Raw genomic sequence first — 20201 nt, forward strand, 5'->3', positions numbered from 1 at the left:
AACATTTCCACCGAAAAATGCCATTCCTGCGCAAGATTATTACAAAATAGAATCCACGCGAGGGCAGATCCATGGACAGCAGCATGCACCCCTACCGTTCGGTGCTTTACATTCCCGGCTCGAAAGAGCGCGCGTTGGACAAGGCCCGAAGCCTTCCCACCGACGCCATCATCTTTGATCTTGAGGATGCCGTTGCCCCCGATGCCAAGGCCGAGGCGCGCCACCTTCTTGTCGCGGCGCTGCGCCAGGGCGGCTATGGCAAACGCTCCAAGATTGTGCGCATCAACGCGCTGACCACCGAATGGGGGCTGGAAGATGCCCGCGCGCTGCGCGATGCGGGAGCGGATGCGATCCTGTTGCCCAAGGTCAATACATCGTCTGACATCGACAACCTGTCGGATGTGATTGGCAGCGACCTGCCGATCTGGACGATGATGGAAACCCCGGTAAGCGTGTTCAACGCCCGCGAAATCGCGTCGCACGCGCAGGTGGCCGGGCTTGTGGCGGGGACCAATGATCTGACCAAGGATCTTGGCTGTCGCGCCCGCGCGGATCGTCTTCCGCTTATGATGGCGTTGCAGATGATCGTGATGGCGGCGCGCGCCGCGCGTATCGTTGCGGTGGACGGGGTTTACAACCGGTTCCGTGACGGCGATGGCCTCAAGGCGGAATGCGAGCAGGGCCGCGATCTTGGGTTTGACGGCAAGACCCTGATCCACCCGGCGCAGGTCGAGATTGCCAATACCGCCTTTGCCCCGACCAATTCCGAGATTGAACTGGCCGCGCGCCAGATCGCCGCCTATGAAGAAAGCCGCGCCTCGGGTCAGGGGATCGCGGTTGTCGACGGGCAGATCGTCGAGAACCTGCATGTTGTGGCAGCGCAGCGTATCCAGGCCAAGGCGCAGGCAATTGCGGAAATGGCAGCGGAGTAACCTGCGATGATTTATCTGATCCTTGGTCTCGCCCTCTGGGTGGCGGCGCATCTTTTCAAACGTGTGGCCCCCGATCTTCGGGCGCAGATGGGCAATGTCGGCAAGGCCGTGGTTGCGTTTGGCATTCTGGCCGGTCTTGGCCTGATGATCCTTGGGTATAAACAGGCCGAGGTCGTCAACCTGTGGTACCCGCCGACATGGGCGGTGCATGTCAACAACCTTTTGATGCTGGTGGCGGTGTTCGTCTACGGGATGAGCGCGACGACGGGCCGCTTGCGCGGTCGCATGCGCCATCCGCAGCTGACGGCGGTCAAGATCTGGGCGGTGGCGCACCTGCTGGTCAATGGCGATCTGGCCTCGGTTGTCCTGTTCGGCGGCATGCTGATCTGGGCGGTGCTTGAGGTGATCGTAATCAACCGCTCGCAGGATTGGGATCGCCCCGCGCCGGGCCCGGCGAAAAAGGATATCATCCTGGTGATCATCACGCTGGTCATGTTCGTCGTGATTGCGGGCATTCACATGTGGCTTGGCGTGCGGCCGTTTCCGGGGTGAAGCTTATGAAGCTCTATCGTTTTCTCTCGGCCGATGACACGTCGGAGTTTTGCCACAAGGTCACCCAAGCGCTGAACAAGGGCTGGGTGCTGCAGGGCGATCCGACCTATGCCTATGACCACGCCAAGGGCGTCATGCGCTGTGGTCAGGCGGTGGTGAAAGAGACCGAGGGCACCTATACGCCCGACATCAAGCTAGGAGAGCAGTAAGCATGGCAAAGACCAATCCGGGCCGGTTTTTCGAGGATTACACCCTAGGCGAAACCATCCAGCATGCCGTGCCGCGCACAGTGTCTGGGGGCGAACGCGCACTTTACCACGCGCTTTATCCGGCGCGTCATGCGCTTTATTCCTCGGATGAATTTGCCCGCGCCTCTGGTCTGCCTGCTAGCCCGATTGACGATCTGGCGGCCTTTCATCTGATCTTTGGCAAGACGGTGCCGGATATCTCGCTCAATGCGCTGGCCAATCTTGGCTACGCCGAAGGGCGCTGGCGGCTGCCGGTCTATCCCGGTGATACGCTTAGTGCCTCCTCGACCGTGATCGGGCTCAAGCAGAATTCGAACGGCAAGTCGGGCGTGGTTTATGTGCGCACCAAAGGCATCAATCAGCGCGACGAGGTGGTGATCGACTATGTGCGCTGGGTGATGGTGCGCAAAGGCGATCTTGACGCGCCCGCGCCCGAAACGGTGATCCCCGATCTTGCGCCCGCTCTGAGCGCCAAGGATCTCACGATCCCCGAGGGCCTTGATTTCACCAGCTATGATTTTGACCTTGCGGGCGAGCGGCATCGCTGGGGCGATTACGCGGTGGGCGAACAAATCGACCATGTCGATGGCGTCACCGTCGAAGAGGCCGAGCATATGATCGCCACCCGCCTCTGGCAGAACACGGCCAAGGTGCATTTCGATGTGGGCTCGCGGCCTGATGGGCGCCGTCTTATCTATGGTGGGCATGTGATTTCGATGGCGCGCACCCTGTCGTTCAACGGTCTGGCAAATGCACAGATGGTGGTCGGGCTCAATGCCGGGGCGCATGCCAATCCCTGTTACTCCGGCGATACGATCAAGGCCTGGTCCGAGGTGATCGACAAGGCCGAGACCTCCGCGCCGGGCGTCGGCGCGCTGCGCCTGCGGCTGGTGGCGACCAAGGGCGGCGAGCCGTTCACGCTCAAGGGCGAGGATGGCAAGTACCTGCCGCATGTGATGCTTGATCTGGATTACTGGGCGCTTATCCCGCTCTGATCGCGATTGCCCAGACACGCGGTTTGTGTGTCTCTCGCGCCTGTCCGGTTGAACAGAGTGGCGGGCACATGCATCCGGTCGTGCCTCTGATTTGCTTCAGCTCGCCTCACGACGGCACCCCGAGGCGCATGAGCGCCTCAAGGGCAGACGTCAAAGACGCAGCTAGGCCTTAGAGCGTCTCGAACATGCGACATGCTCTAGGCGCTCAGGCTGTTGAGGATATAGAAGATCACCGCAGACATCAGCGCGGCGGCGGGCACCGTGATCACCCAGGCCGCGATGATCGTCATGAAGTGGCTGCGGCGCACAAGCTTGCGGCGGCGGCGTTCTTCGGCGGCGATCTTGACCTTGGGGGCGACGGGCATGTTCTTGCGGCGGCGATTTTCCATGTGCCATTCGCGGAAAAACCCGACACCAAAGACACCGCCTACGGCGATGTGGGTCGAGCTGACCGGAAGGCCAAGCCAGCTTGCCACGATCACCGTGATCGCTGCGGAAAGCGCCACGCAATAGGCGCGCATCGGGTTGAGCTTGGTGATCTGGCTTCCGACCATGCGGATAAGTTTCGGGCCAAACAGGAACAGGCCGAACGAGATGCCAAAGGCGCCGATCACCATGACCCACATCGGGATGGCCACTTTGCTGGCGAAATCCCCGGCCTCGGCGGCGTGGACGATGGCGGCCAGCGGCCCCACAGCATTGGCCACGTCGTTGGCGCCATGGGCAAACGACAGCATCGCGGCGGAAAACACCAGCGGCAGGCCGAACAGAACCTTCACCGACTTGTTGCGGTTTTCAAGGCCCTCGGACTGGCGGCGGATCATCGGGCGGGTGATGAAATAGGTCGCCATGCCCAGCACGAGGCCGATGAGCAGGGCCGTCTGCATGTCGATCTTGATGAGCTTCTTGAAGCCCTTGAGCGCAAGATAGCTTGAAAAGGCGGCGGCCATGATGGCGACCAGGATGGGCACCCATTTGCGCGCGGCGGCGATCTTGTCGTCCTGATAGATGATGCGGCTTTTGATCAGCGCCAGAAACGCGGCGGCAATCACCCCGCCCAGCACCGGGGAAATCACCCAGCTGGCGGCGATCGCGCCCATCGTCGGCCAATTGACGGCGGCAAAGCCGGCGGCGGCAATGCCCGCGCCCATCACACCGCCCACCACCGAATGGGTGGTCGAGACCGGCGCGCCGACCTTGGTGGCAAGGTTGACCCACAAAGCGGCACTCAAAAGCGCGGCCATCATCGCCCAGATGAAGGTTTGGATTTCGGCCATGCCCGAGGGATCAATGATGCCCTTGGAAATCGTCGATACCACGTCGCCGCCGGCCAAGAGCGCGCCTGCGCTTTCGAAGATGGCGGCGATGATGATCGCCCCACCCATGGTCAGCGCATTCGCGCCAACCGCAGGGCCCATGTTGTTGGCGACGTCATTGGCGCCAATATTGATCGCCATATAGGCACCGATCACCGCAGCCGCGATGACGATCATGTTGACCGGAGAGGCCTGAAAAAACAAAGCGGCGGCAAGGCCGGCCAAGACCATGAAGGCAAGCGCTATGCCCGGTCCTACCAGTGGTCGCGAGACATAAGCCGCCGCATATTCGACCTGAGAAATCCGCCCGAGGTCGCGGTCAAGGGTGGTCCAGTGTTTGCTGTCTAATTTATCGGCCATGATCATCCCCGGATTCTACGCGCTCATAAAGCGGGTACCGGGGGTGGCCCTTCGTTTCAACCGACTTTTGTCTGAGAGGCGCGGATTAAGGTCAGATTTGGCGCAGGATGTCGCGCAAACCCGGCTCGTTCACAAGATTGGCGGCCTCTGCGGGGCTGAACCACTGACGTTTGCGCTCGCCGACTTCGGGATAGGTATCCTCAAGTTCATCGACCTTGACCTTGAACACATGCGCCTCGACCGGGGTTTCATAGCCCGCGTCGATCCATTTTTCGTACTCAAAGCTGCCAACGGCCTCGGCGGTGTGGGCAAAGGCTCTGACGCCGGCCTCTTCCCAGGCCTCCTGCAAGGCGGCCTCGATTGCGTTCAACCCGTCGATCGGCCACCCCTTTGGCACGATCCAGCGACCAGTGCCGCGGCTGGTGATCAAAAGCACCTCGCGGCCGGGGTTGTTGTCGCGATAGCATAGCGCGGCGACCTGAAGCCGACGCGGGCGGCGCAACAATGGCTGGACCAGTTCGGCCCATGTTTTTCTAAATCCGTCTGTCATGTTTACGTCTGACCTGCTCGTGTTTTTCTTTTTATTATCGCGCTAATATAATGTGATTTTGGAATATTACAATTCGCACCTGTGTTTAGAGGCGTGTCACCGGGGTTTGCGCGGCTTGGCGCGCAGGGTCGGATCGGCCTCGGTCGGGTCCTCGGGCCAGGGGTGTTTGGGATAACGTCCGCGCATGTCCTTGCGCACGTCGGCGTAGGAATTGGCCCAGAAACCGGGAATATCCATCGTGGTCTGGACGGGCTTGTGCCCCGGCGACAAAAGCGTGACCCGCAAGGGCGTGCGTCCGACCATCGGGTGGCTGGTCTGGCCGAACATCTCTTGCAGGCGCAGCGCGATTTCCGGGTGCTCGCCGCTGTAATCAATCGGGATTTTGCGCCCCAGCGGGGTGGTGAAGGCGCCGGGAACGGAGCGGTCAAGCGCCTGCATCTGGTCCCAGCTGAGCCGCGCGCGCAGGGCCTCGAGCATCTCGAAGCGTTTCCAGTCCTGCGCGGTCTTGACCCCCTTGAGAAAGGGTAAAAGCCACTCTTCCAGACTGTCGAGGAGGGCGGCGTCGGTCATATCCGGCAAATCCTCGCCCGCGTCGCGCATCAGCGATACCCGCGCCACGAAGCGGCGCGCAGGGGCGGACCAGTTCAGCCCGAGATCGCGCACCCCGTCCAGCATGGCGCGGGCGATGGCCTCTGGCGGGGCGTCTTTCCAGTGGCGGTCGTCAAGCACCAGGGCAGCGAGACATTCCTGTTGCCGGGCGATCACCCGGCGCTCGCGCCTTGACCAGTCGCAAACATCGCGCCAGGCGATCTGATCGGCGTAAAGCGCGCGAATTTCGCCCTCGGTGATCTGGATCGCCTGACGGATGCGGGCCTCGCGCGGGTCGCCATCAAGGTCGGTGGCGATGATCAACCGGGCCGTGGCCAGCGTGTCATCCTCGGGCAGGATCGCGCCCTTGCCGCCCGAAAGCACATAGCGCGGCTGATCGCCCTTGCGCCGCAGCCCGATGCGATCAGGATAGGCAAGCGCGGCCATTTCGGCGTCGCTCATCGCGCTCTTGGGTGCGCGCCTCGCTTGGCGGGCAAGGCGCCTGGCCTCGGTCTTGATCCGCTCGACTGTCCCGCGATTGGCGACATGCGGCGAGCGTTCGCAGAAGCCTTGGAAATCGCGAATGGCCGCCAGCCGCAAGGTCAAATCCACCGGTGCGCCGCGCGCCAGCGGGTCGCGGTCGGCCAGCAGGGCGGCCATCGGCGCCGCGTCGGGCCCGGCAATCGCAAGCATATGCGCCAGGCGCGGGTGCAACGGCAGGGCCGCAAGGGTGCGGCCATGATCGGTGATGCGCCCCTGTGCATCAAGCGCGCCAAGCATCTGCAAAAGCGCCTGCGCTTCGCCAAAGCTGGCGGGATTGGGCGGCGTCAGAAACGGCAGGTCGTCTGGCCCGGCGCCCCAAAGGGCAAGCTCAAGCGCGAGAGCACTCAGGTCGGCGGCCTCGATATCGGCCGGGGGAAAGGGCCGCAATGCGCCTTCTTCGCCCTTGGTCCAGAGCCGGTAACAGGTGCCCTCGGCCACGCGCCCGGCGCGCCCCATGCGTTGGGTCGCCTCGGCGCGCGTGACCGCTTCGGTCACCAGCCGCGACATGCCCGATCCGGGATCGAAGCGCGCCCGCCGCGAGCGTCCGCCATCCACGACCACGCGGATATCCTGAATGGTAAGCGAGGTTTCGGCAATCGCGGTGGCGAGTACCACCTTGCGGCCCTGCGACGCCGGGGCAATCGCGGCCCGTTGCGCGGCAAAATCCATCGCCCCGAACAGCGGGCGGATATTGCAATCGGGCGGCAGGCGGCCCTTGAGCCGACCCTCAAGGCGGCGAATTTCGCCCTCGCCGGGCAAAAACACCAGAATGCCGCCGGTGGTCTCGCCCGCGGCCCGCGCCACAAGGTCGGCAAGCGCCTCTTCAAAGCGTTTGCCTTTTGGCAAGGGCCGGTCAAGCCATCGGGTTTCCACCGGATAGCTGCGCCCTTCGGAGGTGATCACCGGCACATCGCCCATCAGTTCCGCCACCGGCTCGGCGTCAAGCGTCGCCGACATCGCCACAAGCAGCAGATCGTCGCGCAGCGCGCCCGCCACCTCAAGGCAAAGCGCCAGCCCGAGATCGGCGTTGAGCGAGCGTTCGTGAAATTCGTCAAAGATCACCACGCCGACGCCCGAAAGCTCTGCGTCGGATTGAATCATCCGGGTCAGAATGCCCTCGGTGACCACCTCGATCCGGGTTTGGGGCGATACTTTGGCCTCGCCCCGAATGCGATAGCCGACGGTCTCGCCGGGGTGTTCGCCCAAGGTCTGTGCCATGCGCTCGGCGGCGGCCCGCGCGGCAAGGCGGCGTGGTTCCAGCATGAGAATCCGCCCGGTGGTCAGACCTGCACGCAAGATTTCGAGCGGCACGACTGTGGTTTTCCCAGCCCCCGGCGGCGCCTGCAACACCGCGCGCCCACGCCCCCGCAGGGCATCAAGCAGCGGGGCAATCGCATCATGAATGGGCAATAGGGGCGTCATTCCCGTCTTATCGGCCATCGCGGGGCGGAATTCCATAGCCCACGCATCTGGACAAGCCTGCCCCGCCCAAGGCATGTAAGGCGCAGGATAATGATCACAGAACAGCGGGCCGCGCGCATGGATATCTCAGACCTCAAAGACCGGATTGTTGCCGGTGACCGCCGTGCCCTGTCCCGCGCGATTACCCTGATTGAAAGCACGCGCGCCGATCACCGCGATCAGGCGGCGGCGTTGATCGAGGCGCTCAAATCCGTGGATCGCGAGGCCATTCGCATCGGCCTTTCGGGCACGCCCGGGGTGGGTAAATCGACCTTCATCGAAAGTTTCGGCATGATGCTGACTGCGCAGAGATTGCGGGTTGCCGTGCTTGCGGTTGACCCAAGCTCGACCCGGTCGGGCGGCTCTATTCTGGGTGACAAGACGCGCATGGACCGGCTGAGCCGCGATCCCAATGCCTTTATCCGCCCCTCGCCAAGCCGGTCGCATCTCGGCGGCGTGGCCCGGCGCACCCGCGAAGCGGTCACCCTGTGCGAAGCGGCTGGATTTGACGTGGTGCTGATCGAAACCGTCGGGGTAGGGCAGTCCGAAACCGTGGTGGCAGAGATGTCTGACCTGTTCATCCTGTTGCTGGCACCGGCGGGCGGCGACGAATTGCAGGGCGTCAAGCGCGGCATCATGGAGATGGCCGATATCATCCTTGTGAACAAGGCCGATGGTGATCTCAAACCGGCGGCAATGCGGACCTGCTCGGATTATGCCGGCGCGCTTCGGCTCTTGCGCAAACGTCCGCAGGATCCAGAAGGGTTTCCCAAGGCGACAACCGTTTCCGCGCTTCACGAAGAAGGGCTGCGCCAGGCCTGGGACGAGATGATGACATTGGTCAACTGGCGGCGCGACCATGGCCATTTTGCCGGGCGGCGGGCCGAACAGGCGCGCTATTGGTTCGGCGAAGAGGTGCGTCAGGGCTTGTTGGCCCAGCTTGCCACCCCCAGCGCGCAGGCCGTGATGCAGGATTACGCAGAGCGTGTGGCCAAAGGCGACATGACCCCGACCATCGCCGCGGCGGAGGTTCTGGAGAGGTTGCACAGCTAAGACGCGCAGGCTTGCGTTACTTTTTCGGGGCCTGCATGTAAACGCCCTCGGGCAGATCAAGCGCCGCCCCCAGGTCGCGCAGTTGCGCCATCGACAGGGTGATCACATGGGTCTGATCGGTGCGCGGATCGTATTGTTCGACCGTGACGCATTCTTGAAACGCGTTCACGATCACATCTTCGCCAAGAGGGGCGGGCCCCTCATCGACCAGCGTGATCACGGTTGCGTCGAATTCGTGTTCAATTGAAAACATGGCCTCAGCCTAGCGGGTTGGCGGGTCTTTGCAAGTCCGCAGATCAAGCCGGTGCAAGGGGCTGTCAGCATGACGAAACCCTGCTAAACACGAGGGGAGAAATCGTTGGATAATGAGGTGCGTGATGCGTTTGATCCCCATTCTTGGCCTGCTTGCGATGGCGGGCTGTGTCTCGACGGTCGAGTCAGGACAGGCAAGCCGCCCGGCCCCGGCGCAGGCTGTGCAAAAGGCGCCGTCAACGCCAACGCGTAATAATATTCAACAATTCCAAAGTGTTGTAAGCACGGTAGAGCCGGTGGCAGAGCGGGAATGCCGCGCGCGGACCTCTGGGGCGAATTGTGATTTTCGGATCGTCGTGGATGATCGCAAGGGCCAGCCCTCCAATGCCTATCAGACCGTTGATAAGTCCGGGCGTCCGATTCTGGCCTTCACGCTTGCGCTGATCGCCGACGTGCGCAACCGCGACGAGCTTGCCTTTGTGATGGGGCATGAGGCCGCGCATCACATCGAGGGGCACATCCCGCGCCAGCAACAAAATGCGGCGGCGGGAGCTATATTGCTGGGCGGGCTTGCGGCCTTGACCGGCGCCAGCTCGACGGTGATCGACCAGGCGGTTGATATCGGTGCGGGCGTTGGCGCGCGCAGCTATTCCAAGAACTTCGAGCTTGAGGCCGATGCTCTTGGTACGGTGATCACCAAGCGGGCGGGCTATAACCCGGTGAAGGGCGCCGAGTTCTTCACGCAAATCCCCGATCCGGGTGATCGTTTTCTTGGCACGCATCCGCCCAACTCCAAGCGGATCGAAACCGTGCGGCGCGTCAACGCCGGGCTCTGACATGCGCCAATTGCGCGGCGTGATCAGCGACCGTGGCTCAAGCTATGCGGTTTCCGGCGGGGCGGTGCGCAGCCGCGCGGATGTCGAGGCCTTTTTGAAAGAGCTGAAACGCGACAAGAAATTCGCGCGGGCCACGCATAACACCTGGGCGGTTTTGCTGGCGGACGGCACGGCGCTTAAGGGTGATGATGGTGAATCCGGCGCAGGCATGGTGATTTTGCGGATGCTGGAGCGCGAGGGTTTGAGCGATCACGTGATTGTTGTAACCCGTTGGTACGGTGGTAAAAAGCTTGGCGGTGACCGGTTTCGCCATGTACAGGATTGCGTGCGCGCGTATTTCGAGGATCGCGCTGCTTGATCTAGGTCAAAGTCAAAAACTCCAAAGCCCCGCATCCTGAGGCCAGCAACAGGAGAACGGGCATGCAAAGCACCAGCACATTAAAGCGCCACGCCGATCTGGTTGACCGGATGGCCAACACGATGGGTGTTGATCTGGAAGAAAAGATGATGGCCGGGCAGTTGCGCCCAAGTGATCTGGGCGATGCGATTCTGGCCTGCACCGGCTGCGCCAATCCCGAGGCCTGCGGTCATTGGCTGGCGGAGCAGGGCGGCTCGGCAGAGCAAGGCCCAGACTATTGCCGCAACACCGATCTGTTCTCGCTTTTGAAAGCGGGCAAGCGCGCCTGAGTGCATTTCAGTTCTGGATAGGGTGCCAAGGTAACTTGGGCGCCCCATTCATGATTGCCCCTCAGAGGGTCGTCGCCAGAGCACCCGAAATCCCAAGGAAAAAGCAGGTCGAAGCCAGGGCCACGAAGACATGCCAGATCGCATTGGCAAAGCGCAGGCTTTCCCAAGCGTAAAATACCACCCCAGCCGTATAAAGAAGCCCGCCCGACGTCATCAGCCAGATGCTCGTGCTCGGCAGGATGTCCATCAGCGGAACAAACAGCGCCACACCGAACCAGCCAAGCGCCACATAGGGCAGCCAGCCCGTGGTCATCTGGCCCCGTTTCGCCAAGAGTTTGGCCGCGGCCCCGATCAACGCCAGAACCCAGACCAGCGCCAGAATGACATAGCCGAACCCGGTTCCCAAAAGCACGCTCAGCGGGGTGAAAGTCCCCGCAATCTTAAGGTAAATCGCCGCATGATCGAGCCGCCGCAAAATCGGGCGCGCGGTGGTATGAGCGGCGAGGTGATAGACGGCCGAGGCGGCCAGCATCAGGATCAAAGCGCCGGAATAAACGATGGTCGAGGCCAGCGTGACCCCATCCATCCGCAGCGCCCACATGGCAAACAGAACGCTGACACCGGCGATGGCGGCCAGAAGGCCCACGATATGAACCGCGCCATCGGCCACACGTTCGGCCCGTGAGTAGTTTGGATAAGACATATCAATCATCGCTCCTGTTTGGCAGGAAAACGTTTACAAACTCATGATGCCAGAAATTTTTGGCTTTTATAGGGTGACGTTGCGGCAATTGCGGCGCTCGCGCGCAAGGTGGCGGGCGTAAAGCCGGGGCGCAAGAATGCGGTTATAGATCACCCCTGCGAGGTGTCGCAGCCCCGGCAGCGCAACCACACGCGCAACAAGCCGATAGCGCGGCATCGCCGTCCAGAGCATCACAAAGGCCTCAACCCCGGAAGTGACGCGCCCGCCTTTCCGCACATGCAACCGGCGCGCGGCCGCATCGGCGCTTATCTCCCAATGCTCAAGCGCATCGGAGTTGAGGTCATGAAACGTAATCGGCAGATCATGTCGCCGCGCATAGCCCGCATAATGCTCAATCTCGGCCCGGCAGACGGGGCAACGGGCGTTATAAAGGACTTGGGTTTCGCGGGTCATATCGGGGCCTCCTTTGAGGTGGTAGATAGCGCGGTTTTGGGGTTGGGGTAGGGAGGAAACCATTTAAGGTTGAATGATCATTCAACGTTGGTCTAACGTTGAGAGGCATTTCAAAGGAAATTAGCCATGGATCGCCCAGAATATTTGACACAAGGCGAGGCGGCACGGCTTTTCCCCGTTCTTGCAACGACTTCCAAGGAGGGACGCACAACGTCCATCGTACTTGCCTGTATCTCTAAGATAGAAGAATTCGGCACGGAATTGATGATGTCGCTGGGGCAACGTGTCGGTAAGAGAACCAAAATCGAGACATATACAGAGATCGTTTTCAAGAACGAAAAGATCAAGATGAAGGACCGTCCGGATGGTCTTGTCATATTGCGCAACGGCCCAAAGGAATGGCGTGCTCTGGTCGAAGCCAAGGTCGGAAGTAATGATCTTACAGCGGATCAAATAGAAAAATATCGGGAAATTGCAAAAGAGCAGAGCATTAACTGTGTCATCACTATTTCCAACCAATTTTGTACAACAGCCGCGAACCACCCTTTAGAAGAGGTTCGAAAAAGTCGATCCAAAATCCCAGTTTATCATTGGTCATGGATGTCAATTTTGACGGTATCCGACTTGCTTCTTAACCGAGATGCAGTCGCAGATGAGGATCAAAAACTGCTTTTGCACGAATTGCGGCGGTTTCTGACCCATGAAAGCGCCGGGATTAAGGGCTTTGATCGGATGCCCCCAGAATGGGCGGAAATAAACCGATTGGTTTCAGCCGGTGGAAAGATCCCCGCAAAATCCAATGATGCTGTCATCGTTTTGGATGCGTGGCATCAGGAGACGCGCGATCTTTCTTTAATTCTGAGCCGTCAAACCGAAGCAGCCGTTCAGGAAAGGTTGCCGCGAAAGCACCGCGGCGATCCGGCCGAGCGGCGCAAAGATGAGATTCTAGTGCTGCGCGAAACTGCTCAATTGAGGTCAGTTTTGGAAATTCCAGACGCTGCTGCCCCTTTAGAGGTTGTCGCCGACATTGCGCGACGCACAATTGACGTTGGAATGACTTTGCGCGCGCCTGAAGATAAAATGTCTTCAAAGGCGCGATTGAACTGGCTCTTACGTCAAATTAAAATAGAGCCCGACCCCGATGTCTTCGTAAGGCTCAATTGGCCAGGAAGAAGTGACGCAACGCAGTTTTCGTTAACCGAGCTCATTGGTGATCCAAACCTATGTGAAAAAGACAAGTCCGGGCTACAGGTGATTAGCTTTCATGTGTTTATTGCACGCCGTCTTGGCGCAAAGTTCACTCAGCAAGTCAATTTCATCAAAGAGTTGGAGGATGTTGTGCCCTTCTTTTATCACCAGATTGGTCAGAACCTTTTTGAGTGGAGGAAACCGGCACCGCGTATCAAGCCCGATAGGCTCTCGGCAGGAGATGTAAGTGTTGCAGCTTTGCAAGAAGAGACTGAGGAGTGGCAGGAAGAATGATAACAGCGACGGGGCTACGCCCGTCCATCCCGGAAACGCTCCCCCGGAGCGTTTCTATTTCGGGATGCACCCCCACAAATCATACTCCCCAGCCTCATCAACTAAAACGCTAACGATATTGCCGACCGACAACCCCCCTGTCCCCTCATCAATAAACAGGTTCCCGTCGATCTCGGGGGCATCTGCCTTGGTGCGGCAGGTGGCGATGCCGTCGCTGTCGATGTCGTCGATGATCACGTCGATGCGCTGACCGACCTTGGCGGCCAGCTTGGCCTCGGAGATGGCTTGCGCCTTTTCCATGAAGCGGTCCCAGCGGTCCTGTTTGACCTCATCGGCCACGTGATCCGGCAAATCGTTGCTGCGCGCGCCGGCGACATTTTCGTATTGAAAGCAGCCGACGCGATCAAGTTGCGCCTCGTCTAGCCAATCCAGAAGGGTCTGAAATTCGGCCTCGGTCTCGCCCGGATAGCCGACGATAAAGGTCGAGCGCAGCGTCAGGTCGGGGCACACACTGCGCCATGCGGCGATCTCATCAAGGGTGCGGGCCGCCGCCGCCGGGCGGGCCATACGGCGCAGCGTCTCGGGATGGGCATGCTGAAACGGGATATCGAGATAGGGCAGCACAAGTCCCTCGGCCATCAGCGGAATAAGGTTGCGCACATGCGGATAGGGATAGACGTAATGCAGCCTCACCCAGGCCCCGAGCGAACCAAGATCACGCGCCAGGTCGGTGATATGCGCACGGTGCCCGTTGGCCTCGGCATGTTTGATGTCAACGCCATAGGCGCTGGTGTCCTGTGAGATCACCAAAAGCTCTTTCACGCCATTCTCGACAAGCTTTTCCGCCTCGCGCAGCACCGCATGGGCCGGGCGCGACGCAAGGCGGCCGCGCATGTCGGGGATGATGCAGAACTTGCACTTGTGGTTACAGCCCTCGGAAATCTTGAGATAGCTGTAGTGGCGCGGTGTCAGGCTTACGCCCGAGGCGGGCAACAGGTCGATGAACGGATCGGGCGAGGGCGGCACGGCGGCGTGCACGGCATCGAGCACCTGTTCGTATTGATGCGGCCCGGTGACGGCCAGAATTCGCGGGTGATGCTCGCGGATATAATCCGGCTCGGCACCAAGGCATCCGGTGACAATCACCCGCCCGTTTTCCGCCAGGGCCTCACCGATGGCATCAAGGCTTTCGGCCTTGGCGCTATCGAGAAAACCGCAGGTGTTGACGATCACCGCATCCGCCCCGGTGTAGTCGGGCGAGATGCCATAGCCTTCGGCGCGCAGCCGGGTCAGGATACGTTCGCTATCCACAAGCGCCTTGGGACAGCCGAGGCTGACCATGCCGATGGTCGGCTGGCCCTTGCGGGGGGTGTCGGTCAGTTTGGCGCGGGGCGCCAGATCCGGGCGGAGGCTGGGTGGGTTCTGTGACATGCCCGCCTCATACCGCTTGCGCGCGCCGGGGGGAAGGGGATCTGGGAAGAGGATTGCGCGCGCCAAGACGTGATCCAAAAGCGGTTGCCCCGGTGCGCGCGGCGGGCCTACACTTGAGACGAGGCAAAGAAGGGGTTTTTACCATGCGTTGGGTGTTTCGGCTGATCGGGCTTTTGATTGTGATCGTGGTGGTCATCGTGGGGTCGCTGTTCCTGTTGCCTGGCGACCGGATCGCGCGGATCGCGGCGGATCAGATCACCAGTGCCACGGGTCGCAAGGTAACCATGCAGGGCGACACCAAGATCAGCTTTTACCCGGTTCTGGGCGTCAGCACCGGCGTCGTTGAGGTGGCCAATGCCGAGTGGTCCGACGCGGGGCCGATGCTGCGCGCCGACAGCCTTAAGATCGGGGTTGAGCCGAATGCGCTTTTTGGTGGCGATATCCGGATTACCGGGCTTGAGATGGTCAACCCCGAAATCCAGCTTGAGCGCGCCGCCAATGGTCGCGTCAACTGGGAGCTTGGGGTTGAGGGCGTCGCGCCCTCTGGTCAATCCGGCGGGAGCAGCGGCGCACCGGCGCAATCCAAGCGGCTTGCCCTGACGCTTGACCGGGCTTTGATCACCGGCGCGTCGCTGAAATACACCGATCACGGCACCGGCGAGGTGCAGGATTTCCGCAACATGGATTTCGAACTGCGCTGGCCAAGCTATGACGGCACCGCGACGTTCGAGGCCACCCTGCGCCCGGCGGGCGAGGCGGTGCGCATCTCTGGCCAGCTTGAGCAGGTCGGCCAATTCATCGACGGCGCGGTGACCGGCGTTGCGGCCAAGCTGACCTCGCCGGGGGGCAGCCTTGGCTTTGCCGGGCGCGCCGGGTTGCAGCCACAGCTTGAAGGCCGCCTTGACGTCGATATCGCCAGCACGCCGGGCTTTATGGCGGGGCTTGGCCTTGGCGCGGTCGATGTGCCCAAAGGCTTTGGCCGCAGCATCAAGGGCAGCAGCCAGATCACCCTGACCGACGACATGCGCCTGTCACTGCGCGATCTTGCGCTTGCGCTTGGCGGCAATCAGATCGCGGGCGGGGCGGATATCATGCTTGGCGAAACGGTGCCGCGGATCAATGCACAGCTCAATGCCGGCGCGCTCGACCTGTCGTCGCTTGCCGGGGCCGATAGCAATGGCGGCGGTGGCGGAAGCGGTTCGGGCGGCGGTGGTGGCGATAGCGGCTGGTCCAAGGCGGCGATTGATGCCAGTGCCTTGGCGCTTGCCAATGGCGAAGTGGCGCTTGTGGCCGATAGCGTCAATCTGGGCGATCTCAAGCTCGGCAAGACCCGGACGTTGATGACGCTCGACCGCTCTCGCGCGGTCTTTGGCCTGCGCGAATTACGCGCCTATGACGGGCTGATCACCGGCGAATTCGTGGTCAACAACCGCTCTGGCCTGTCGGTGGGTGGCAATATGAACGTCAGCGGCATCAACCTTGAGACCTTCCTTGCCGATGCGATTGATGTGAGCCGGTTTTCCGCGCGCGGCGACAGCACCCTCAGCTTTCTGGGCTCAGGGCGCTCGGTGCATGCCATCATGAACAGCCTGAGCGGCAAAGGCTCGGTCAAGACCGGGCGCGGGGTAATCAGCGGCTTTGATCTTGATCGGTTGATGCGCTCGGGCGACATGACTGGCGGCACCACGGTATTTGACGAGATGAGCGCCAGTTTCACCATGGACAAGGGCAACCTGTTCAACAGCGACCTGTTGATGAACCTGCCTCTGGCCAAGGCCACCGGCAAGGGGCGTGTCGGGCTTGGGGCGCGCGATATCGACTATCTCTTCACGCCGGTTCTGCTTGAGGGCGAGAACAGTCGCGGCCTTGCCATTCCGGTGCGCATAAGGGGGCCATGGGCCAATCCGCGGATCACGCCCGATCTGGAAAAGGCACTTGATTTGAATCTCAAGGAAGAGCGCAAGAAGCTTGAAACCAAGGCCAAGGAAGAACTTAACCGCGCGGTCGAGAAAAAGCTGCGTGTGACGCCGGAAGAGGGGCAATCGGTCGAGGATGCGGTGAAAGACAAGCTTGAAGAGCGCGCCAAACGCGAGTTGCGCAAGCTGTTCAAGTGAGACCGTCGCCAGTTCCGGACTTAGCTTAGGTGTCCTGACGATCTGCAAGCTGTTTTGCGCCGCGATCCGCCATCGGCCCGGTGCCGTCTTTCCAGCGGCGGTGAATCCAGAACCACTGATCCATGCGTTCGCGTACCTGGCGTTCCAGCCGGTCGTTGACCTCTTGGGTCATGGTGACGGGATCACTCGGCTCCACAGGCTCTTCGACGAGAATCTCAAAATCCAGCCCATTTTCCGAACGAATGCCCCATGTCGGGACAAGCGGCGCGTTGAATTTCAGGGCAAGTTCGGCGGTGGCCAGAGGCGAGAGCGCCGGCTTGCCGAAGAAATCGAGCGGCACCCCGTCGTGAGCGTTGAGATCGGTGAGAATCGCCAGAACTCCACCGCCGCGCAGGTGCTTGACCATCTGCATCATGCCGCGTCGCCCCTGTTCAAACATCGGCTGGCTTAGCGCGGCCATGGCGGCAATGTAGCGGGTGTTGAACCATTTGTTTGCCATCGGGCGATAGAACACGCCCATCTCGAATCCCTGTTCGATCATCGCGATGCGCGCGGCATTGAAGCTTCCGAAATGGCCGGTGACAAAGATGATCGGGCGACCTTCGGCCTGGGCCGCGCGGATCGCCTCGACGCCTGGGCCATAGACCCGAGACTTGCGGGTGCGGGCGATGAACTCTGGTGTCGAATAGAGCTCTGCCATGTTGCGCCCGGCGTTGTTGGGCACGGCGCGCATCAGGCGGCGCACCTCGGCTTCGGGCAGGTCGGGCAAGACATGCGCAAGATTGTCGCGCACGCGCTTGTCATAGCCTGCGATCGGCGCGATCACGCGCGCGGTCAGCCAGCCCATGAACGGAATGCGCAGGTGGTATGGCAAAATTTTTGCCAGCGCGATCGGCCCGTACATGGCCATGCCAATGGCGGTGTCGGTGATGCGTTTCAGGATCGGGGCGGGTGTGTCGCTCATGCAGGGTGCCTTGGTTTTGACCGCCAGACATACGCCGCCGCGCGCCCGATCACAAGCCTGTCAGGGGGTGCGCGCCAGTCCCGTGCCGATCATCGCGTCGCGGGTGACGAGGTTGGCCAATTCGACCTCGGTCATCTGCTCGGTGCCCTCTGGTCGGGCGGGCAGCACGATATAGCGCATGTCGGCGGTGCTGTCATGCACGCGGATCCGGGTGCTGTCAGGCAGATCAACGCCAAACTCGCGCAACACGGCGCGCGGTTCGCGTACGGCGCGGCTTCGGTACTCACGGGTTTTGTACCAATCGGGCGGAAGACCCAACAGATTGCGCGGATAGCAAGAGCAGAGCGTGCAGACGATCAGATTATGAACGGTCTCGGTGTTTTCCACCGCGATCAGGTTGAGCGGGCCGATATCAAACCCCATTTCGCGGCTGGCCGCCCCGGCGTCGGCCAAAAGCCTCGCCTTGAAGGCCGGATCGCTCCAGGCGCGGGCAACCACGGCGGCGCCGTTGGCCGGGCTGCGGGCATCCATTGCCTCGATCTGAGCGGCGATTTCGGCCGGGCTGATCTTGGCCTTTTCGATCAAAAGCTCGCGCACCGCGATTTCCATGCGCTGCCAATAGGTCAACGGTTCGTCATTGTCGGCGCGGTAGGGATGGCCAGAGGGGCTTAGACCGTGATCGTGGTCATGCGTATGGTCGGGGTGGTCATGGGGCATCTTTCAGAGCCTTTCGAGCCAGTGATCATAGAGTTCCGCATCAAGCGTATCGCCGGGATTTTCCGCCGCATCGCCCCAAAGTTCATCCATGCGAAAGCGCACCCGGTAGAGGGGCTTTTTCTCGGCAGGCAGACCATAGGCCAGCTGTTCCGGATTGTGAAAGGCGCCGAGCGGGCGCTCAACGACGCCTTGCTTGCCGCGCAGATAGGCCGGTGCGCGCACATGGCCCGGCGGCATCATCGCCTTGACGCGGACCCGTTCAACCATCTTGCGCCTCGCCATAGGTCGGCCCGCGTGCGGCAATCTCTTCCATCCGTGCGCCAAGCTCTTCGAGGTTGTAAACCCCGGCCTCGATCAGGTTCTGATTCACGGCGGCGATCCAGCGCTCGTAATAGCTGTGTTTTTCAAAGGCATCTTCGCCCATGTCTTCCAGCGCACGACGCAGTCCGTCAACGGTGAAAAACCCCTTGGACCCGCACAAGACCATCAGCGCATCCACGCGCTTTTCCCAGAGGGCAAAGTCATGCCCCTCCATCGGCACAGGCCCTGCGGCCTGTCCACCCATATCATGCCAGCGGCGTCCGTCCGTATCACTCATGGGGTGGATCGTAGGGCGCAGCTGCGCGCCTGTCTAGCGCCTTTGACCTGATCTAATCGTCTTCGTCCTCGCTGTCCTCCTCGGCCACCACGAGGGTGATTTCGCCCCCGGCTTCGAGGGTGCGAACGGCATTGACCACGGCCGTCATCGCCTCTTCGCCATCACGCCCTTTCACGCGGCCAAGCTCTTGCATCTCTTCGCGGATCGCTTCGGCCATCCGCTTGCTCATATTCTCAAGAATGAACTCGGAAACCGGTGCCAGTGCCCCGGCCGAGGCCGCCGCAAGCGCCGTGACAAGAACCGGTTGATCGACCTCGCGGATCACACGCGGGATATCGACGGCATTCACCCGCTCGGGAATGTGGACAAAGGTAAAGATCGCGCGCCGCACGAGGGCGGCAAAATCCTGATCGGTTTCATCCAGCCCGATCAGAACATCGTCGCGCGTTGCCGCAGGCGACGAATTCAGGATCGCGCCAACCCGTTCCACGGCGCCCTGGGCAAAGGCGGTCTCGGGGACGTCATGCAACTGTGCCGCAAGCGCAAGCCCGATCCGGTCCACCGCTGCCGGGCTGACTGACCCGGTTTGCGACACGGCATAGGTGATCCGCCGCGCCTTGTCGCCCGGCAGTTTGCCAAGCAATTCGGCCGCGCGGGCGACATCCAATTTGGATAACATGACCGCCGCCACCTCGGCACTTTCGGTTTCGACGATCGGTATCAGGTCTTTCAGATCAGCCTGTCTGATCAACTCCCAGGGGTCGCCATACTGGCGCACACCCGCCTCTTTGCGTAGCCTCGCGGCGGTTTGCGGGCTGATCCGCCCATCAAGCGCCGTCAGCGCCCCAGACATGCCACGCGGAAAGGTAAGGCCCATCCCCTCCAACTCCTGCGCGAACTCGGCAACAACATCGGCAAGGGTTGACCGGTCAACATAGCGCATCGAGCCCATTTCCGTCGTAAGCTGCGCCTGAAGCGGCTCCGGCAAATCGGTCAACGGCACGTCCGCGCCTTCGTTCAGCAAGAACCGCACGATAATGGCCGCCTTCTGGCGACGTGACAAATGGCTGGTTGCACCTGCACGCGGTGATGCAGAAATGCGCGCCAATGGTGTGGAATTGCTCATGCCGTCCCCTTATCCGAAAGCTTTCCGGATCATAGGGCGGCAAGAGTGAAGAAATATCTAAGCGTCCCGGATTTTTGCAGGCCCGTTTCTTCTGGCCATAAATATCCCCGCGCGGAGCGCATCCCGCACTCGCCAATTGCGCAGAGGGGACGAGCCGACAAAACTGCCGGTCCCCCACGCGCCAATCAGGAAAACAGCGCGCGCGTCACCGCGCACCACTTTTTCAAACGGGTCAGGCGG

General features: G+C 61.3%; 22 protein-coding genes. 10 read left to right on the forward strand and 12 right to left on the reverse strand.

The window, feature by feature from the left end; translation table 11 throughout:
• The first annotated feature begins 71 nt into the window (after positions 1-71).
• Genes ROG8370_RS04885 through ROG8370_RS04900 form a run of 4 tightly spaced genes read left to right on the forward strand, consistent with a single transcriptional unit; the run spans position 72 to position 2727 of the window.
• Positions 72-932 (forward strand): HpcH/HpaI aldolase/citrate lyase family protein, encoded by an 861-nt coding sequence (locus tag ROG8370_RS04885; RefSeq protein WP_085825951.1) that lies wholly within the window; start codon positions 72-74, stop codon positions 930-932.
• Between the two features lie 6 nt (positions 933-938).
• The gene (locus ROG8370_RS04890; protein WP_085825952.1) at positions 939-1484 is read left to right on the forward strand and encodes an NnrU family protein; all 546 of its coding nucleotides are present in this window, start codon (positions 939-941) and stop codon (positions 1482-1484) included.
• 5 nt (positions 1485-1489) lie between these two features.
• On the forward strand, positions 1490-1693 hold the full coding sequence (locus ROG8370_RS04895) for a DUF1737 domain-containing protein (RefSeq protein WP_085825953.1): 204 nt from the start codon (positions 1490-1492) through the stop codon (positions 1691-1693).
• Positions 1694-1695: 2 nt separating this feature from the next.
• Positions 1696-2727: a MaoC family dehydratase gene (locus ROG8370_RS04900; protein ID WP_085825954.1), complete on the forward strand. Its 1032-nt coding sequence runs from the start codon at positions 1696-1698 to the stop codon at positions 2725-2727.
• Between the two features lie 197 nt (positions 2728-2924).
• On the opposite strand, the gene ROG8370_RS04905 is transcribed toward ROG8370_RS04900, so the two are convergent.
• From ROG8370_RS04905 to hrpB, 3 genes are all read right to left on the reverse strand, one after another.
• Positions 2925-4403, reverse strand: a complete 1479-nt coding sequence (locus ROG8370_RS04905) for an inorganic phosphate transporter (protein WP_085826000.1) — start codon at positions 4401-4403, stop codon at positions 2925-2927.
• A gap of 91 nt (positions 4404-4494) precedes the next feature.
• The gene (locus tag ROG8370_RS04910; protein WP_085825955.1) at positions 4495-4953 is read right to left on the reverse strand and encodes an NUDIX hydrolase; all 459 of its coding nucleotides are present in this window, start codon (positions 4951-4953) and stop codon (positions 4495-4497) included.
• Between the two features lie 96 nt (positions 4954-5049).
• Complete coding sequence (gene hrpB / locus ROG8370_RS04915; protein WP_370738323.1) at positions 5050-7524, reverse strand: ATP-dependent helicase HrpB; 2475 nt, start codon at positions 7522-7524, stop codon at positions 5050-5052.
• A gap of 99 nt (positions 7525-7623) precedes the next feature.
• Between hrpB and meaB the strand changes: the two genes are divergently transcribed.
• The gene (gene meaB / locus ROG8370_RS04920; RefSeq protein ID WP_085826001.1) at positions 7624-8598 is read left to right on the forward strand and encodes a methylmalonyl Co-A mutase-associated GTPase MeaB; all 975 of its coding nucleotides are present in this window, start codon (positions 7624-7626) and stop codon (positions 8596-8598) included.
• Between the two features lie 16 nt (positions 8599-8614).
• Here the strand turns inward: meaB and ROG8370_RS04925 are convergent, their stop codons facing one another.
• Positions 8615-8851, reverse strand: coding sequence for a DUF8831 family protein (locus ROG8370_RS04925; protein ID WP_085825956.1), 237 nt, complete (start codon positions 8849-8851; stop codon positions 8615-8617).
• Between the two features lie 124 nt (positions 8852-8975).
• Here ROG8370_RS04925 and ROG8370_RS04930 point away from each other — a divergent pair, with 124 nt between their 5' ends.
• The 3 genes from ROG8370_RS04930 (at position 8976) to ROG8370_RS04940 (ending at position 10373) form a co-directional block, all read left to right on the forward strand.
• Positions 8976-9686: a M48 family metallopeptidase gene (locus ROG8370_RS04930; protein ID WP_085825957.1), complete on the forward strand. Its 711-nt coding sequence runs from the start codon at positions 8976-8978 to the stop codon at positions 9684-9686.
• 1 nt (position 9687) lies between these two features.
• Positions 9688-10044: a YigZ family protein gene (locus ROG8370_RS04935; protein WP_085825958.1), complete on the forward strand. Its 357-nt coding sequence runs from the start codon at positions 9688-9690 to the stop codon at positions 10042-10044.
• A 62-nt stretch (positions 10045-10106) separates the two neighbouring features.
• Positions 10107-10373, forward strand: a complete 267-nt coding sequence (locus tag ROG8370_RS04940; protein ID WP_085825959.1) for a DUF6455 family protein — start codon at positions 10107-10109, stop codon at positions 10371-10373.
• A 61-nt stretch (positions 10374-10434) separates the two neighbouring features.
• Here the strand turns inward: ROG8370_RS04940 and trhA are convergent, their stop codons facing one another.
• Together trhA and ROG8370_RS04950 are read right to left on the reverse strand one after the other, a co-directional pair.
• The gene (trhA, locus tag ROG8370_RS04945) at positions 10435-11076 is read right to left on the reverse strand and encodes a PAQR family membrane homeostasis protein TrhA (RefSeq protein WP_245827209.1); all 642 of its coding nucleotides are present in this window, start codon (positions 11074-11076) and stop codon (positions 10435-10437) included.
• A 66-nt stretch (positions 11077-11142) separates the two neighbouring features.
• Complete coding sequence (locus ROG8370_RS04950) at positions 11143-11529, reverse strand: thiol-disulfide oxidoreductase DCC family protein (protein ID WP_085825961.1); 387 nt, start codon at positions 11527-11529, stop codon at positions 11143-11145.
• A gap of 126 nt (positions 11530-11655) precedes the next feature.
• Between ROG8370_RS04950 and ROG8370_RS04955 the strand changes: the two genes are divergently transcribed.
• Positions 11656-13011: a hypothetical protein gene (locus tag ROG8370_RS04955; RefSeq protein ID WP_085825962.1), complete on the forward strand. Its 1356-nt coding sequence runs from the start codon at positions 11656-11658 to the stop codon at positions 13009-13011.
• Positions 13012-13065: 54 nt separating this feature from the next.
• Here ROG8370_RS04955 and rimO read toward each other — a convergent pair whose 3' ends face one another.
• Positions 13066-14442, reverse strand: coding sequence for a 30S ribosomal protein S12 methylthiotransferase RimO (gene rimO, locus ROG8370_RS04960; RefSeq protein WP_085826003.1), 1377 nt, complete (start codon positions 14440-14442; stop codon positions 13066-13068).
• Positions 14443-14585: 143 nt separating this feature from the next.
• Between rimO and ROG8370_RS04965 the strand changes: the two genes are divergently transcribed.
• Positions 14586-16556: an AsmA family protein gene (locus ROG8370_RS04965; protein WP_085825963.1), complete on the forward strand. Its 1971-nt coding sequence runs from the start codon at positions 14586-14588 to the stop codon at positions 16554-16556.
• A gap of 25 nt (positions 16557-16581) precedes the next feature.
• Here the strand turns inward: ROG8370_RS04965 and ROG8370_RS04970 are convergent, their stop codons facing one another.
• Genes ROG8370_RS04970 through ROG8370_RS04990 form a run of 5 tightly spaced genes read right to left on the reverse strand, consistent with a single transcriptional unit; the run spans position 16582 to position 19961 of the window.
• Positions 16582-17520, reverse strand: a complete 939-nt coding sequence (locus ROG8370_RS04970; protein ID WP_085825964.1) for a lysophospholipid acyltransferase family protein — start codon at positions 17518-17520, stop codon at positions 16582-16584.
• 60 nt (positions 17521-17580) lie between these two features.
• A complete protein-coding gene (nthA, locus tag ROG8370_RS04975; RefSeq protein WP_085825965.1) occupies positions 17581-18237 on the reverse strand; it encodes a nitrile hydratase subunit alpha in 657 nt (218 codons plus the stop codon).
• Between the two features lie 3 nt (positions 18238-18240).
• Complete coding sequence (locus ROG8370_RS21240; RefSeq protein ID WP_085825966.1) at positions 18241-18504, reverse strand: SH3-like domain-containing protein; 264 nt, start codon at positions 18502-18504, stop codon at positions 18241-18243.
• Positions 18497-18835 (reverse strand): SH3-like domain-containing protein, encoded by a 339-nt coding sequence (locus tag ROG8370_RS21245; RefSeq protein WP_281252693.1) that lies wholly within the window; start codon positions 18833-18835, stop codon positions 18497-18499. Before ROG8370_RS21245 ends, ROG8370_RS21240 begins: the two co-directional genes overlap by 8 nt.
• A gap of 52 nt (positions 18836-18887) precedes the next feature.
• Positions 18888-19961, reverse strand: a complete 1074-nt coding sequence (locus ROG8370_RS04990) for a flagellar motor switch protein FliG (protein ID WP_085825968.1) — start codon at positions 19959-19961, stop codon at positions 18888-18890.
• Positions 19962-20201: the final 240 nt, after the last annotated feature.

It is taken from the genome of Roseovarius gaetbuli (assembly GCF_900172365.1).
GTDB lineage: Bacteria > Pseudomonadota > Alphaproteobacteria > Rhodobacterales > Rhodobacteraceae > Roseovarius > Roseovarius gaetbuli.

What these genes read in the sequence shown, in the direction of transcription:
- ROG8370_RS04885 (WP_085825951.1), top strand. Translation starts at nt 72, where the DNA reads ATGGACAGCAGCATGCACCCCTACCGTTCGGTGCTTTACATTCCCGGC.
- ROG8370_RS04890 (WP_085825952.1), top strand. Translation starts at nt 939, where the DNA reads ATGATTTATCTGATCCTTGGTCTCGCCCTCTGGGTGGCGGCGCATCTT.
- ROG8370_RS04895 (WP_085825953.1), top strand. Translation starts at nt 1,490, where the DNA reads ATGAAGCTCTATCGTTTTCTCTCGGCCGATGACACGTCGGAGTTTTGC.
- ROG8370_RS04900 (WP_085825954.1), top strand. Translation starts at nt 1,696, where the DNA reads ATGGCAAAGACCAATCCGGGCCGGTTTTTCGAGGATTACACCCTAGGC.
- ROG8370_RS04905 (WP_085826000.1), bottom strand. Translation starts at nt 4,403, where the DNA reads ATGGCCGATAAATTAGACAGCAAACACTGGACCACCCTTGACCGCGAC.
- ROG8370_RS04910 (WP_085825955.1), bottom strand. Translation starts at nt 4,953, where the DNA reads ATGACAGACGGATTTAGAAAAACATGGGCCGAACTGGTCCAGCCATTG.
- hrpB (WP_370738323.1), bottom strand. Translation starts at nt 7,524, where the DNA reads ATGGCCGATAAGACGGGAATGACGCCCCTATTGCCCATTCATGATGCG.
- meaB (WP_085826001.1), top strand. Translation starts at nt 7,624, where the DNA reads ATGGATATCTCAGACCTCAAAGACCGGATTGTTGCCGGTGACCGCCGT.
- ROG8370_RS04925 (WP_085825956.1), bottom strand. Translation starts at nt 8,851, where the DNA reads ATGTTTTCAATTGAACACGAATTCGACGCAACCGTGATCACGCTGGTC.
- ROG8370_RS04930 (WP_085825957.1), top strand. Translation starts at nt 8,976, where the DNA reads ATGCGTTTGATCCCCATTCTTGGCCTGCTTGCGATGGCGGGCTGTGTC.
- ROG8370_RS04935 (WP_085825958.1), top strand. Translation starts at nt 9,688, where the DNA reads ATGCGCCAATTGCGCGGCGTGATCAGCGACCGTGGCTCAAGCTATGCG.
- ROG8370_RS04940 (WP_085825959.1), top strand. Translation starts at nt 10,107, where the DNA reads ATGCAAAGCACCAGCACATTAAAGCGCCACGCCGATCTGGTTGACCGG.
- trhA (WP_245827209.1), bottom strand. Translation starts at nt 11,076, where the DNA reads ATGTCTTATCCAAACTACTCACGGGCCGAACGTGTGGCCGATGGCGCG.
- ROG8370_RS04950 (WP_085825961.1), bottom strand. Translation starts at nt 11,529, where the DNA reads ATGACCCGCGAAACCCAAGTCCTTTATAACGCCCGTTGCCCCGTCTGC.
- ROG8370_RS04955 (WP_085825962.1), top strand. Translation starts at nt 11,656, where the DNA reads ATGGATCGCCCAGAATATTTGACACAAGGCGAGGCGGCACGGCTTTTC.
- rimO (WP_085826003.1), bottom strand. Translation starts at nt 14,442, where the DNA reads ATGTCACAGAACCCACCCAGCCTCCGCCCGGATCTGGCGCCCCGCGCC.
- ROG8370_RS04965 (WP_085825963.1), top strand. Translation starts at nt 14,586, where the DNA reads ATGCGTTGGGTGTTTCGGCTGATCGGGCTTTTGATTGTGATCGTGGTG.
- ROG8370_RS04970 (WP_085825964.1), bottom strand. Translation starts at nt 17,520, where the DNA reads ATGAGCGACACACCCGCCCCGATCCTGAAACGCATCACCGACACCGCC.
- nthA (WP_085825965.1), bottom strand. Translation starts at nt 18,237, where the DNA reads ATGCCCCATGACCACCCCGACCATACGCATGACCACGATCACGGTCTA.
- ROG8370_RS21240 (WP_085825966.1), bottom strand. Translation starts at nt 18,504, where the DNA reads ATGGTTGAACGGGTCCGCGTCAAGGCGATGATGCCGCCGGGCCATGTG.
- ROG8370_RS21245 (WP_281252693.1), bottom strand. Translation starts at nt 18,835, where the DNA reads ATGAGTGATACGGACGGACGCCGCTGGCATGATATGGGTGGACAGGCC.
- ROG8370_RS04990 (WP_085825968.1), bottom strand. Translation starts at nt 19,961, where the DNA reads ATGAGCAATTCCACACCATTGGCGCGCATTTCTGCATCACCGCGTGCA.